This window comes from Streptomyces hypolithicus, from assembly GCF_052934925.1.
Map to the genome: position 1 here is coordinate 5874365 of NZ_CM128811.1, position 13577 is coordinate 5887941.

General features: G+C 69.2%; 11 protein-coding genes and 2 pseudogenes. 3 read left to right on the plus strand and 10 right to left on the minus strand.

Annotation, left to right across the window (positions count from 1 at the left end; all coding sequences use genetic code 11):
• Positions 1-23: 23 nt before the first annotated feature.
• Both ACU6WZ_RS27725 and ACU6WZ_RS27730 read right to left on the minus strand, forming a co-directional pair.
• On the minus strand, positions 24-1469 hold the full coding sequence (locus ACU6WZ_RS27725) for an MFS transporter (RefSeq protein ID WP_447034287.1): 1446 nt from the start codon (positions 1467-1469) through the stop codon (positions 24-26).
• A 260-nt stretch (positions 1470-1729) separates the two neighbouring features.
• Positions 1730-2446 carry a flavodoxin family protein gene (locus ACU6WZ_RS27730; RefSeq protein ID WP_447030912.1) on the minus strand — a complete coding sequence of 239 codons (717 nt, stop codon included), beginning with the start codon at positions 2444-2446 and terminating at the stop codon, positions 1730-1732.
• A gap of 326 nt (positions 2447-2772) precedes the next feature.
• Here ACU6WZ_RS27730 and ACU6WZ_RS27735 point away from each other — a divergent pair, with 326 nt between their 5' ends.
• Positions 2773-3246 (plus strand): GtrA domain-containing protein, encoded by a 474-nt coding sequence (locus tag ACU6WZ_RS27735; RefSeq protein WP_447030913.1) that lies wholly within the window; start codon positions 2773-2775, stop codon positions 3244-3246.
• Positions 3247-3431: 185 nt separating this feature from the next.
• Positions 3432-4675, plus strand: a pseudogene (locus tag ACU6WZ_RS27740) (IS256 family transposase).
• A gap of 513 nt (positions 4676-5188) precedes the next feature.
• On the opposite strand, the gene ACU6WZ_RS27745 reads toward ACU6WZ_RS27740, so the two are convergent.
• From ACU6WZ_RS27745 to ACU6WZ_RS27765, 5 genes are all read right to left on the minus strand, one after another.
• Positions 5189-5638 carry a hypothetical protein gene (locus ACU6WZ_RS27745; RefSeq protein ID WP_447030914.1) on the minus strand — a complete coding sequence of 150 codons (450 nt, stop codon included), beginning with the start codon at positions 5636-5638 and terminating at the stop codon, positions 5189-5191.
• Between the two features lie 81 nt (positions 5639-5719).
• Positions 5720-6010 (minus strand): hypothetical protein, encoded by a 291-nt coding sequence (locus tag ACU6WZ_RS27750; RefSeq protein WP_447030915.1) that lies wholly within the window; start codon positions 6008-6010, stop codon positions 5720-5722.
• A gap of 112 nt (positions 6011-6122) precedes the next feature.
• The gene (locus ACU6WZ_RS27755) at positions 6123-6560 is read right to left on the minus strand and encodes a hypothetical protein (RefSeq protein WP_447030916.1); all 438 of its coding nucleotides are present in this window, start codon (positions 6558-6560) and stop codon (positions 6123-6125) included.
• 413 nt (positions 6561-6973) lie between these two features.
• The gene (locus ACU6WZ_RS27760; RefSeq protein WP_447030917.1) at positions 6974-7138 is read right to left on the minus strand and encodes a hypothetical protein; all 165 of its coding nucleotides are present in this window, start codon (positions 7136-7138) and stop codon (positions 6974-6976) included.
• A gap of 231 nt (positions 7139-7369) precedes the next feature.
• Entirely contained in the window at positions 7370-7636 is a 267-nt protein-coding gene (locus ACU6WZ_RS27765) for a hypothetical protein (protein ID WP_447030918.1), read from the minus strand.
• Positions 7637-7847: 211 nt separating this feature from the next.
• On the opposite strand from ACU6WZ_RS27765, the pseudogene ACU6WZ_RS27770 reads away from it, so the two are divergent.
• A pseudogene (locus tag ACU6WZ_RS27770) lies at positions 7848-9091 on the plus strand (IS256 family transposase).
• A 134-nt stretch (positions 9092-9225) separates the two neighbouring features.
• Here the strand turns inward: ACU6WZ_RS27770 and ACU6WZ_RS27775 are convergent.
• The 3 genes from ACU6WZ_RS27775 to ACU6WZ_RS27785 form a co-directional block, all read right to left on the minus strand.
• The gene (locus tag ACU6WZ_RS27775) at positions 9226-9600 is read right to left on the minus strand and encodes a hypothetical protein (protein WP_447030919.1); all 375 of its coding nucleotides are present in this window, start codon (positions 9598-9600) and stop codon (positions 9226-9228) included.
• A 97-nt stretch (positions 9601-9697) separates the two neighbouring features.
• On the minus strand, positions 9698-10306 hold the full coding sequence (locus ACU6WZ_RS27780) for an NlpC/P60 family protein (protein WP_447030920.1): 609 nt from the start codon (positions 10304-10306) through the stop codon (positions 9698-9700).
• A gap of 388 nt (positions 10307-10694) precedes the next feature.
• Positions 10695-13571: a WD40 domain-containing protein gene (locus ACU6WZ_RS27785; RefSeq protein WP_447030921.1), complete on the minus strand. Its 2877-nt coding sequence runs from the start codon at positions 13569-13571 to the stop codon at positions 10695-10697.
• Between the last annotated feature and the right edge of the window lie 6 nt (positions 13572-13577).

Sequence of the window (13577 nt, forward strand, 5' to 3'; positions counted from 1 at the left end):
GGGGCGGGGGCGGGGCGGGTGTGTCAGGGACCCGGCCCCGGTGTGCCCTGGAGGCGGACCAGGTCGGCCGGCCGTACCTGAATGACCAGCAGCGCGATCAGAGCCGCGATCACGGTGAAGGCCGCGGCGACGACGAAAGCCGCGGACGCCCCGGATGTCAGGACCTCGCTGCCCCAGGGCGCGGGGAGCTCTCCGGTCTGCTCGAAGCGCGCGCGTTGCGCCGCGGAGGCCTGCGCCAGGAAGCCCGGCACCTGCTTCTCGGCCTCGTTCCGGCTGGCCGTGCCGAACACCGTGACCAGGATCGACAGGCCCAGCGATCCGCCGACCTGCTGGGTGACGTTGAGAAGCCCCGACGCGGCTCCCGACTCGTGCGCGGGGACGCCGGAGACGGCCATCAGCGTCAGTGACACGAACTGCATGCCCATTCCGAGGCTGAAGATCAGCATCGGTCCCAGGATGCTGCCCAGGTACGTCGAGTCGACATCGGTCAGCGTCAGCCAGGACAGCCCCGCCGCCGCCAGGAGCGCCCCGAGCACCATGAATGGTTTCGGACCGTACTTCGGCAGCAGCTGGGAGGCCAGGGCCGCGCCCACCGCGATGAGCGCGCTCACCGGCAGAAAGGCCAGTCCGGCCTTGAGCGGGCCGAACCCGAGGACGTTCTGCACGAAGAGCGTGAGGAAGAAGAACATACCGAAGATCGCTGCGGCGAGACTCAGCATGATGCCGTACGTACCGGCACGATTGCGGTCGGCGAACATCTTCAGCGGGGTGATCGGCTGCCGGGAGCGCCGTTCGACCAGGACGAAAGCGGCGAGGAGAACAAGCGCGCCGCCGAACGACAGCAGGGTGAACGTGTCCCGCCAGCCCTCCTGGGCGGCCCGGATGAAGCCGTAGACCAGCAGAATCATGCCCACTGTCGAGATCAGTGCGCCGGTGACGTCGAAGCGGCCGGGACGGCGCTCGGACTCCTTGATGACGCGGGGCGTCAGGACGGCGATGAGCAGGCCGATGGGTACGTTCACGAAGAGAACCCAGCGCCAGTCCAGCCACTCGACGAGCATGCCCCCCGCCAGCAGGCCGATTGCGCCACCACCGGCGGAGACCGCCGCGAAGACGCCGAACGCCCGGTTGCGGGCCGGGCCTTCGGTGAACGTCGTGGTGATCAGGGCGAGCGCCGTCGGCGAGGCGATGGCTCCGCCGACGCCCTGGAGGGCCCGGGCGGCCAGGAGTTGAGGGGCGTTCTGGGCCAGGCCGCCGAGCAGCGAGGCCAGGACGAAGAGCAGCACGCCGAAGATGAAGACCCGGCGGCGGCCGAGGATGTCGCCGGCCCGGCCGCCGAGCAGCAGCAGCCCGCCGAAGGTCAGGGTGTACGCGTTGACCACCCAGGAGAGGCTGGTGGTGGAGAAGTTGAGATCGTTCTGGATCTCCGGCAGCGCGATGTTCACGATGGTGATGTCGAGAACCACCATCAGCTGGCACGAGGCGATGACGAGCAGGGCCAGCCCGTTGCCGCCCCGTTTCGGGGCGACGGCGGAGTCGGTTGCGTGCGGTGCGTTGTCGCCGCCCGGTCGGTGCGGCTCGCTCGCTGGTGTCGGCTGCGAAGTAGCCATGGTGCAGGGCCCTCACGGCAGAGGTGGCCGGTCCGGTCCACCATTCGACCGTAAGCCCGAGGCCCGGCCGCCACCAGTCGAAGCCGTCGGTGGCGGGCGAGGGGTTCAGCGGTGCTCGGTCAGCGGTGCTCGGGGTTGGGGAAGTCCGGCCGGCACCCCGCGTCCCAGGCGGTGCGCTGATTGCCGTGGGCGGGGATGCCGTCGGCCTGCTTGAGCATGGCCGCGAGGTGCATCAGATTCCATGTCATGAAGGCGGTGTTGCGGTTGGTGAAGTCGTTGTCGGGTCCGCCCGATCCCGGGTCCAGGTACGACGGCCCGGGGCCCGCTTCGCCGATCCACCCGGCGTCGGCCTGCGGCGGGATGGTGTACCCCAGGTGCTGGAGGCTGTAGAGGACGTTCATGGCGCAGTGCTTGACACCGTCCTCGTTGCCGGTGATGAGACAGCCGCCGACGCGGCCGTAATAGGCGTACTGTCCCTGATCGTTGAGGACGCCGGAGCAGGCGTACAGCCGCTCGATGACCCGCTTCGTCACGGAGCTGTTGTCTCCGAGCCAGATGGGCCCGCACAGGACCAGGATGTCGGCCGCCATGACACGCTCGTACAGCTGCGGCCAGGCGTCGCTCTCCCAGCCGTGTTCCGTCATGTCCGGCCAGACACCGGGCGCGATGTCGTGGTCGACGGCGCGGATCAGGGTGGTCGCCACGCCGTTGCTCTCCATCAGCCGGCGGCTCTTGTCGATGAGCCCCTCGGTGTTGCTGACGTCCGGCGACCGCTTGAGCGTGCAGTTGACGAACAGCGCGCTGAGATTGTCGTAGTGGTACGGCGTCGTGGGCATCGGCGGGTCTCCTGAGGTTCCCTGGGGACGACTGCAATCCCCGCCCAGCCTGACGCAGATGCCGCCGCCGCGCCTCCGCTCCGGGCGCCGGGGGCGCTGCGCGCGTCGTTCTTACGCCGACGATCGCGCTTGTCGACCGCGATCACGGCGGGATTCGGACCTGGACGCCCCCGGAGGGTTCGCCGTCATCCCGGCAGCCCCTAGGGCTCGCTAGGGGCGCTACCCCGACAAGAGTGGGGGACCGAGCCGGTCGTTCGGGTGACGCTTGATCCATGGGTTCCGGGATGGAATCGGGGCAACGGTTCAACCGCTCCCCGGAGGCCCCTGTGACCACCCCCACTCGACTGCGCGAGTTCCGCCCGACGATCGCGTCCTTCGTACGCTTCGTCGTCTGCGGCGGCGGCGTCGGGCTGGCCTCCAGCGGTGTGCTCCTGCTGCTCCACGACCGGATGCCGCTGGCCGCCGCCAACGCTCTGGTCACCGTCGTCTCCACCCTCATCGCCACCGAACTGCACGGCCGGGTGTCTTTCCGCCAGGGGCGCAGTGGCCTGCGGGTCCACCTCCAGTCCGCGCTGACCGTCGCGGTGAGCTACGCGTGCACGACCGGGGCGCTTCTGGGTCTGTACGCCGTCCAGTCCGCGCCCTCCGCACTGACCGAGCAGGCCGTCTACCTTTCGGCGTCGGCGCTGACCGGTATCGGCCGTTTCGCGGTGCTGAGGCTCATGGTGTTCGGGGAGCGCCCGGCAATGACCGAGCGGCAGTCCCCGCTCAGCAGGACCACCGTCGCCATCGCTGCGTAGGGTCGGACGCGCTCATAGGGACCGCAGATGGTGTCCCGTGGAGTGGTGTAGCTGATCTTGGCTGGGAAGTGCGCCGTCCCTGTGCTCCCGCGTGCATCGGCTGCGGGTGAATGCTCCCTGAGAACGGGGCAGGCCACCGTGCAAATGTCCTTGGTGAACGGGCAGTTCAACCCAAGGAGCGCACGGTGGCCTTGTCCCAGCATGACCTACTTCGCCTGGTGGAGTCACTACGTTCGGCGGACGGTCTTGAACTCGTCCGCGAGGTCGCCCAGCGACTGTTGCAGGAGTTGATCGAGGCCGAGGCCACCGCTCAGATCGGCGCTGAGTGGGGCGAACAGGCCGAGACCCGCACTGCTTATCGCAACGGGCACCGGGAGAAGACCGTGACCACGCAGGCCGGCGGCCTCGAACTCGCGATTCCCAAACTGCGGGCCGGGAGCTTCTTCCCGAGCCTGCTGGAGCGTCGGCGCCGTATCGACCAGGCCCTCTACGCCGTGATCATGGAAGCGTACGTCCATGGCCTGTCCACGCGCTCAGTTGACGACCTGGTCAAAGCCCTCGGCTCGGACACCGGAATATCGAAGAGCGAGGTCTCCCGGATCTGCGCCGGCCTCGACGAACAGCTTGACGCGTTCCGGACCCGGCCGCTGGACCACATCCGGTTCCCGTACCTGTTCCTCGACGCGCCCTACGTCAAGGCCCGCGTCGAGCACCGGATCGTCTCCCAGGCCGTCGTCATCGCGAGGGGGGTCACCGAGGACGGCGGCCGTGAGGTCCTCGGCGTCATGGTCGGCGACAGCGAGACCGAGGTCTTCTGGTCCCAGTTCCTGCGGTCGCTGCGCGAACGAGGCCTCACAGGCGTCCGGCTGGTGATCTCCGACAGCCACAGCGGTCTGGTCAAGGCGATCCGGAAAGTCATGATCGGTGCTGCCTGGCAGCGTTGCCGCGTCCACTTCGTCCGCAACGTCTTCTCCGTGATCCCGAAGGGGTCCGCGGAGATGGTCGCCGCGACGATCCGCACCCTCTTCGCCCAGCCCACCGCCGAAGCGGTCCGGACTCACCTCGACACCGTCGCCGACATGCTCGGCAAGCAGTTCCCCAAGGTCAAAGAGATGCTCCTCGCGGCGAAGGAGGACCTGACCGCGTTCGCGGACTTCCCGCACCAGCACTGGAAGAAGATCCAGTCGACCAACCCGCTCGAGCGGCTGAACCGGGAGATCAACGACGCTCCGACGTCGTCCAGGTCTTCCCGAACACCGGCGCCGTCAGCCGCCTGGCCACCGCCGTCCTCACCGAGCTCCACGACGAGTGGATCGCCTTCCCCCGCCGCTACCTCTCCATCGAAAGCATGGACAGCCTCTATCCGGACAGCATCACCCACCCGCTCGACACCACCGAAAGATCAGCTACACCACGACAAGGGACATGACCCCTGTACGCCATCGCCGCGGCGGCACTCTCACTCATCGCCTACTACGTGGACGGGCTGCCGACCGGGCTAATCCTCGCCTTGGTGGCCGCAATCCTCGGAACTGGCGAAGCAGTGCAACGCCTCGAAAACCGCAAGACCAGCTAGGCTTTGTCCCTCGAACCGCCGCACACCCTCCAGGGCTGACCCGGGTCAGCCCGTCTCCCTCGTCCGATCCGACGGCGGAGGCGGGCTGCTGCCTTCCGTACTGCCCACTCGTCGGGAGGCCGCTCCTTCACCATGTGACGGAAGGCCTCTGGAGTCGCGGCAATAGGTGACAGCCGACACGGCCCCCATTGGCATTGCTGCGGTGATTTCCGTCCGGGAATGGGAAGTTGGGCAGGACCTTAGGCTTCAGGTTCGTGGCGGATCTGTCAGGTCGACGGTCTCTCGATGCCAGACAGGCACGGGCTCACAAGGTCATGGAGTTCTGTACGCCCCGCGACCGGAGCAGGAGACCGTGCCTATCGCACATCAGGCCGAGCGGTACGCCGGAAACCCTGCCGGCCAGACGGCGTTGCGGTGTTGACGACTACCCGGCCGCCGCAGAGGCTGCGCCTTGGAGGAGGTGACGGGTGAAGAGAACCTTTCTGAGCTTTCGAGCTCGCGGGCACGCTCATGTGGCGGCCGGGGTTGGCATGCAGCGTCTTCTCGCGGGAGGCGTAAGGAGCCGAACACCGCGAGGCCCGAGTCGCGCGGGACCAGTTCATCGTCCCACTGCGGCAGGAACTCGACCAGGATGGTGACCTGGGACGCCGCCTCGACCAGGGCTTCTCTGCCCGCGAGGCCGAACACGGCGGCGCCGCTGATCCTGGGTTCGGCCACGGCAAGCGGCATGCCGATCGCGCTGCCCAGCGACACGCCGCCCCAGAAGCCCACCGGGCCGTCCGCACCGACGCAGCCGAGATTCTGGAGGGCGTCCACTTGCCTGTGCAGGGAAATGCGTCAGTGTCTGCGCCGTCCGGTGGTACAGCCGCACGCGTTGCGGCTGTACCACCGTTTGTCTTACGCCGCCGTGTCAGGCTGGCCCGACAGCTCTTGGACCAGGTGATAGCCACCGGCCAGGTCCATGTCGGTGCGCTCCCTGAGGAGTTTGATCGCGGACGTACTGTCCTCGTTGTCCAGAAGCGTCGACATCTCGTCGACGAGATCTGGGGAGAGAGACCTCAGGGCGTTCAGCGCCTGATGGTAGGACGTGGGCAAGGAACTGCCCTCGTTCAGAAGGTCCAGCGCCGCCGACGCGGTCCGAAGTCCGAGTCCCGAGTCCTTACGCAGACGGGACACTGCCCTGGACACGCGGCCGTCCTGGGCCAGAGCTTTCGCGTCGTTCTGCGCTTCCTGCTCCACTGGTGTGATCAAAGCTGTGAGACGCGCCTTACTCGTGGTCATCTTCTTGGCCCCTCTCTCCTCAGCGGCAGTGCTTCTTGATCATGTCGATCCCAAGGATGACGGAGGCCAGGCCGCCGAGGGTGGCGCCCAGCTCACTGAGCTTTTCCTCGCCCTTTGCCACGCGGATCAGGAGGGAGGCGGACTTCTTCACGGAGCCCACCTTGCGGATGAACGCCTTCAGCTTGAGGATCTTGGCTACGGGTATGGCCCCACCCGCGACCGCTGCTCCGATGGCCGCCCCGCACTTCAGGCTCTGTGCCCAGCCGAAAGCCTGGACACCGGTCGGTGCCGGGAGATTTTCCTTCAGGTATGCCTGCACAGCGGCGTCGCCCCGCGCGACAACACTGTCCGGCATCGCTTCGATGACGCTCAGAGTCTGGATAAGTCGCTGCTCATCGGCAGGAACGGCGGTTTCGGCAGCGGCCGTGCGCTCTGCGCCGGAGCTCTCCGATGCCACAGCAGCACCCGAAAGGCCCGTGCTGAATATTGCAGTTGCGGCAAGAGCAGCCGTCAGCGTGGTGAGCTTAGTGATCTTCAAGAGGTTCCCCCAATGGATCGGTCGTACCCGGCTGGTCGGGCCGGGCGTCGGCCGTCGATGCGGCTGGTCAGGCTGCGCATCGAGTCGACGACAGAATGATCTTCACAGACAGCGGCGGCGGAACACAACAGACTTGAGGATCATCTGAGGTGAAGGGGCTCTTCCCGGTCGGAAAGCACCGGCATCTCTTGGTGTCACGGAACAACAGCAGGCAGCTAAAAGCGGGTCAGGTCCCGGACCGCGGCCAGAATGTGGGTGGAGTCGGTGCGCTGGCGTCCTCACTCCCGGACCAGCCTGACGGCCCGGATCCGCTCCGAGCGAGATCCAGGAGATTATCGGCGTTCCTCGGCCAGGCACTCGCGGAAGTCGGTCAGGGCGCCGTGATGGAAGCCGAAATGCGGAGCCGAGCGCGGCCCGGCCCATTCTTGCCGTCGCACCGTCTGAGCGACGCGCGGCCACCGCAGCACTGCGATGCCGTCGATAGGGTTTCCGATCACGGCTTCCGCGACCGTCTCGTCTCCGTCGCGGACTTGAATCCGACGGCTCGGCGGCTTATGGGTCGGGCTCGTCGAGTAGGCGGCCAGGGTGAGGAGTTCCTGTGAGCGGCAGTGGTGCCTGGATGTAGCGCCACAGGTCGCGTGTGGTGAAGCCGGCGCGCTGAAGGACGTCGCGGGTGGTGGGGCAGTGTCGCGCGGGCAGTCCTTCGACGCCGAGTGTGAGGGCGGAGGCTACCCGAAGGCGAAGACAGTGCGCGGCCCGAAATCGTCGAGCACGTGGCGGACGAGGGATTCCGCAGCGGAGTGGTCTTCACAGCAGTGCATCCACAGCAGCAGTCCGACCTCGTCGCGCGGGCGGATCGCGTACGAGGCCACACCGATGGCGGTGTCAGTGTCGTCGAGGAGAACGTCGGTGTGGGGAGGCCGCAGTTCCTCCCACCAGCGGGAGTCGATGGGGATCGGCCGCCCAATGCCTGTCCGAGCATGTTCGATGTGCATGCCAGCTGGCCTGGTAGGCAATCCGTTTCGATCAGTTCCAGCACCGTACGGAGATGGTGTCCCGTGGAGTGGTGTAGCTGATCTTGGCTGGGAAGTGCGCCGTCCCTGTGCTCCCGCGTGCATCGGCTGCGGGTGAATGCTCCCTGAGAACGGGGCAGGCCACCGTGCAAATGTCCTTGGTGAACGGGCAGTTCAACCCAAGGAGCGCACGGTGGCCTTGTCCCAGCATGACCTACTTCGCCTGGTGGAGTCACTACGTTCGGCGGACGGTCTTGAACTCGTCCGCGAGGTCGCCCAGCGACTGTTGCAGGAGTTGATCGAGGCCGAGGCCACCGCTCAGATCGGCGCTGAGTGGGGCGAACAGGCCGAGACCCGCACTGCTTATCGCAACGGGCACCGGGAGAAGACCGTGACCACGCAGGCCGGCGACCTCGAACTCGCGATTCCCAAACTGCGGGCCGGGAGCTTCTTCCCGAGCCTGCTGGAGCGTCGGCGCCGTATCGACCAGGCCCTCTACGCCGTGATCATGGAAGCGTACGTCCATGGCCTGTCCACGCGCTCAGTTGACGACCTGGTCAAAGCCCTCGGCTCGGACACCGGAATATCGAAGAGCGAGGTCTCCCGGATCTGCGCCGGCCTCGACGAACAGCTTGACGCGTTCCGGACCCGGCCGCTGGACCACATCCGGTTCCCGTACCTGTTCCTCGACGCGCCCTACGTCAAGGCCCGCGTCGAGCACCGGATCGTCTCCCAGGCCGTCGTCATCGCGAGGGGGGTCACCGAGGACGGCGGCCGTGAGGTCCTCGGCGTCATGGTCGGCGACAGCGAGACCGAGGTCTTCTGGTCCCAGTTCCTGCGGTCGCTGCGCGAACGAGGCCTCACAGGCGTCCGGCTGGTGATCTCCGACAGCCACAGCGGTCTGGTCAAGGCGATCCGGAAAGTCATGATCGGTGCTGCCTGGCAGCGTTGCCGCGTCCACTTCGTCCGCAACGTCTTCTCCGTGATCCCGAAGGGGTCCGCGGAGATGGTCGCCGCGACGATCCGCACCCTCTTCGCCCAGCCCACCGCCGAAGCGGTCCGGACTCACCTCGACACCGTCGCCGACATGCTCGGCAAGCAGTTCCCCAAGGTCAAAGAGATGCTCCTCGCGGCGAAGGAGGACCTGACCGCGTTCGCGGACTTCCCGCACCAGCACTGGAAGAAGATCCAGTCGACCAACCCGCTCGAGCGGCTGAACCGGGAGATCAACGACGCTCCGACGTCGTCCAGGTCTTCCCGAACACCGGCGCCGTCAGCCGCCTGGCCACCGCCGTCCTCACCGAGCTCCACGACGAGTGGATCGCCTTCCCCCGCCGCTACCTCTCCATCGAAAGCATGGACAGCCTCTATCCGGACAGCATCACCCACCCGCTCGACACCACCGAAAGATCAGCTACACCACGACAAGGGACATGACCGGACCGCACAGAGGATGTGGGTGATTCGTCAGGGTGCCCCGCAGCGGGAAGAGTACGGTGGCCCCCGCGCGCGTGGGAGTGGGCCGCCCCGGTTCGCGGAGGGCGGCCCACGCTTTCAGGACGACGGTGCGCTCAGCACTCGCGCAGGCCCGGCGCCGGGTCCACCGTCGTGCGGACGTCCACGGCCGGCATGTTGCCCCACTGGCCGTTGTCCAGCTGCGTCCAGTACCAGACGTTGTTGCCGCCGCTGTGGCTGTCGCCGCGGCCCCAGCAGGAGAACCAGCTGAACGTCGTGTTCATCTGGCCGCGCACCGCCGACGCGTACGACCGGTGCGCGTAGCCCTTGGCGCCGGCCCGGTTGCCGCAGTAGAGCTTGCCGTCGGCCCGTACTCGACACTCGGCGGCAGGCCCCGCGGGGGCGGCGCTGGCGGGGACGGTGGCCCCGGCCAGACCCGCCGTCAGAGCGGCGGCGGCGAGGGCGGTCGCGAGCTTCTTGGACAGTTTCATGAGTTTCTCCTTGCGGTGAGGGTTGATCGTGCGTGGTGTGAGTGGTCCGTTGAGTGGTCCGTGTGACTCAGACCGCCCCCCCAATTGCCGGTCGGTCTCAGGGGCAGGTTGGTACGCCGTCCAGCCAGGCCGGCCCCTTGATGTAGATGTTGGTGATCCACGCCCGGTGGTCCGGCAGATAGGACCAGGCATCGTTGGTGATGCCCTCGGCGGTGACGGACTGGGCGTGTTTCTGGCAGGTGATACGGACAGCTGTCGGCCCGGCGAACCGGTTCACCCGCGCACTGGTCGTGGATGCCTCGGCATGGGTCCACACGTTCGTGCCCCAGGTGCTGAAGGTTCCCTTCTGCGGGCTGCCGTTGATGCGCAGCGCTCCGAAGTAGTCGCCTCCCAGGCGCACATCGCTGACCATGATCCGTGTTCCGGACTGCCTGGCCTCGACCATCCGGCCGGCGCCGAGATAGATCGCGATGTGATGGATCTTGCCGGCGTTCCCGTAGGCCAGCAGGTCGCCGGGGACCAGCGGCCCGGTGCCCTGCGGTCCGTCGAAACGGGCCGTGGCGTGCGCGGTGTTGAACTGGCTGTGCGCCGTGCCGTTCAGGATGTCCTGGCCGGTCGCCTCGGCGTAGGCGTACCGCACGAGCCCCGAGCAGTCGAAGCCGCGCCGCTGCGGGTCGTGTTCGCTCGCGGGATCGCTCGGGTCCACGACGCCGTACGTGGGTCCCGGACGGGGGCCGTGCCCGCCGCCCCACGAGTACCAGACGCCGATCTGCCCGCAAGCGGTCCGCACCGCCTTCTCGGCCGCCGCCGAAGCGCCGGGTGCGAGGACGTCACAGGCCTGGCCCGCCGTGGCCGGCGGGGCCGCCGCCTGGGCAGGCTGTCCCGCCGGCCAGGCGACGAGGGACAGTCCGGCGGCCGCAACTACAGCCGCGGCACGCCACCTGTCCCCGGATCGGTCACTCCATCGGTCTCTCCATCGGTCGCGCATTCCTGATCCCCGTTCATGTTCCGTCCGGCTGTTGGTTCGCCGGGTTCGCCGCTGCCCTTTGAGACTGGGCCGCGGTGCGGGCGGCTGTCGAGGACCCAGCCGTCGCCTAGTGCGACAGGAAACGGGAAACACCCCGGGAAACGGCCGTCACATCGGTGGTCCAGATCCGCACCGTGCCGTCGTTGCTGCTGCTCATCAACGCCCGTGTCCGTGGGTCGAATACGACACCCCAGACCGCCCCGCCGTGGCCGGTGAGAGTAGCGGTGAGCCGGCTGCGCGCGGTGTCCCAGAGACGAACGGTGCCGTCGCTGCCGCTGCTGGCCAGCGTCCGGCCCCCCGGGCCCGGCCCGAAGTCGACAGCGCGCACCGCGCCGCTGTGGCCCGTCAGGGTGGCGGTGGCCCGCCGGTCACCGGTGTGCCACAGGCGGACCGTGCCGTCGTTGCCGCCGCTCGCCAGGGCCCCTGTGTCCCGGTCGTACGCGACGGCCCGCACCGAACCGGTGTGGGCGCGCAGCACCGCACGGGCCCTGCGGTCGGCCACACCCCACAGCCGCACGCTGAGGTCGTCACTGCCGCTCGCCACTGTCTCGCCGTCCGGGCTGAAGGCGACGGTGTTGACGAAGTCCTGATGGCCCGTGAGTGTGCCGGCGGCCTTGCGGCGGCGTACGTCCCAGATTCTGACCGTACGGTCCGCCCCCGCCGAGGCGACCAGTCGGCCGTCGGGCGAGAACGCCACGCCGAACACGGACCCGGTGTGCCCCCGCAGGACGCCGGCTAGGGCCCGGCGGCGTACGTCCCAGATCCTGACCGTACGGTCCGCCCCCGCCGAGGCCAGCAGCCGGCCGTCCGGCGAGAACGCCACGCCGAACACCGAACTGCCGTGGCCGGTGAGGGTGGTGTGGAGCCTGCGGCGTGGCAGGTCCCAGAGCTTGACCGTGCGGTCCGCGCTGGCCGAGGCCAGCAGCCGTCCGTCCGGCGCGACGGCGGACTGCCAGGCCTCGGCGAAGGGCCGCGCGGTCAGCGCCCCCCGGTCCAGGTCCCACAGCACCACGGACCGGTCGAAGCCCGCCGTGGCCACCACATGGCCGCCGCCGACGGCGGCCCCCAGGACGTAGTCGGTGTGCCCGGCGAGGGTGGCGGTCACGCGGTGGCTCGCCGTGTCCCACACCTTCGCTGTGCCGTCCCCGCTGCTGCTGACGACAGTGGCCCCGTCCGCGTCGTACGCCACCGCGTTGACGTCGTCGCCGTGCCCGGTGAGGGTAGCCCTGGGGCGCCCGGACGCCGCGTCCCAGATTCTGACCGTACGATCGGCGCTCCCCGAAGCGAGGCCGCGCCCGTCGGGGGTGAAGGCGACGCTCAGCACACCGTCGCTGTGCCCGGTGAGGGTGGTCCGCAGGCGCCCGGCCCCCGCGGTGTCCCAGATTCTGACCGTACGATCGGCGCTCCCCGAAACGACACCGCGCCCGTCCGGGTGGAACGCCACCCCGTGCACGCCGTCACGGTGACCGTGCAGCGTCGCCCGGACCCGGCGGCGCGGGACATCCCACAGGCGCACCGTGGAGTCGGAGCCACCGGAGACCAGGCTGCGCCCGTCCGGGCCGAAGGCCAGCGACCGCACGGCTCCGCCGTGGCCGAGCAGCGTCCCGGCGGAACTGCCGTCCGCCGTGTCCCACAGCCGTACGGCCGCGTCCGAGCCGGCCGACGCGATCAGCCGCCCGTCGGGGCTGAAGGCCACCGCGATGACCGGGCCGCCGTGACCCGTGAACGTATCCACCAGGGTGCGGTGGCCGGGACCGCCCCACAGTCGTACCGTGCCGTCCGAACTGGCCGAGGCCAGCCGTGTGCCGTCCGGGCCGAACGCCAGGCCGTTGACCGGCCCGGTGTGGCCGCCGAGCCGGCCCGCGAAGGGCTGCGCCTGGGTGCTGAGCAGCGCCCCGCGCGCCTCCGTGGTGGGCGCAAGGCGGTAGGCCTCGGCCGCCAGCCGCTTGGCGGCCTCGGGCTGCCCCGACGCGAGCGCGCCGGAGCGGACCGCCAGCGCCTGGGACTGCGCGACGCGGCGCTCCTCGACCGCCCAGGACCGCTGCTGGAAGGCCATCCCGCCCGCGACGAGCGCCACCACCAGCAGCGAAGCGAGTATCGCCAACAGTGCGCGGTGGGCGCGGACCCGGCGGCGCTCGGCCTGCCGCCTGCTCGCCTCCTCCGCGCGGCTTGATTCCAGGAACTCTGTCTCACAGGGGCCGAGTTGTGGCGAGATATCGGGCTGGACCGCCCAGTCGCGTACGGCGGTGAGCCGCGACCCGCGGTGGAGCAGCGCGGGGTCGCGCCCGGCGCGCACCCACTCCGCGGCGGCCTCGGTGAGCTGCTGGTGGATGAGCAGCCCGGCCCGGTCCGTCTCGATCCAGCGACGCAGCCGGGGCCACGCGCGCAGCAGCGCCTCATGGGTGATTTCCACGACGTCGCGGTCGACGCTGACGAGCCGGGCTCGTACGAACGCGTCGAGCACCGTCTCCACCTGGGCTCGGTCAGGGAGTTGCTGGAGCAGACGCTCGCGGCTCGCCCTGCGCCGGGTCGTCGTACCGCTGTCGCCGGTCGCGCTGCCGGCGCCGTCCGCCGTGCTGTCTCCGGCACCGACCTGGACCAGGCGGACGAGGACCCGCCGTGCCATGGCCTGTTCGGGGGGCCCGAGGCGGGTGAACACGTCCTCCGCGGTCCGTGCGACGGCGCCCTGGATGCCGCCGGTCGTCTCGTATCCGGCGACGCTCAGCGCGCGGTCGGTGCGCTGCTGCCAGGTGACCAGCAGCGCGTGGGCGAGCAGCGGCAGGGCGCCGGGCGAGGCCGGGGCGGGCTCATCGGGGCCTGCGCGCATCCCCGGGCCGTCGGCTCCCGCGTCGCGCAGCAGCAGAGGGACCAGGCCGGGCTCCAGGGTCAGGCCGGCGCGCTCGGCGGGCCGGGTGATGCAGGCGCGCAGTTCGGTGCGTGTCAAGTCAAA

Bases quoted from the DNA above. Each gene is read 5' to 3' on its own strand.
- ACU6WZ_RS27725 (WP_447034287.1), bottom strand. From the start codon at position 1,469: ATGGTGGTTCTCGACATCACCATCGTGAACATCGCGCTGCCGGAGATC.
- ACU6WZ_RS27730 (WP_447030912.1), bottom strand. From the start codon at position 2,446: ATGCCCACGACGCCGTACCACTACGACAATCTCAGCGCGCTGTTCGTC.
- ACU6WZ_RS27765 (WP_447030918.1), bottom strand. From the start codon at position 7,636: ATGCACATCGAACATGCTCGGACAGGCATTGGGCGGCCGATCCCCATC.
- ACU6WZ_RS27775 (WP_447030919.1), bottom strand. From the start codon at position 9,600: ATGAAACTGTCCAAGAAGCTCGCGACCGCCCTCGCCGCCGCCGCTCTG.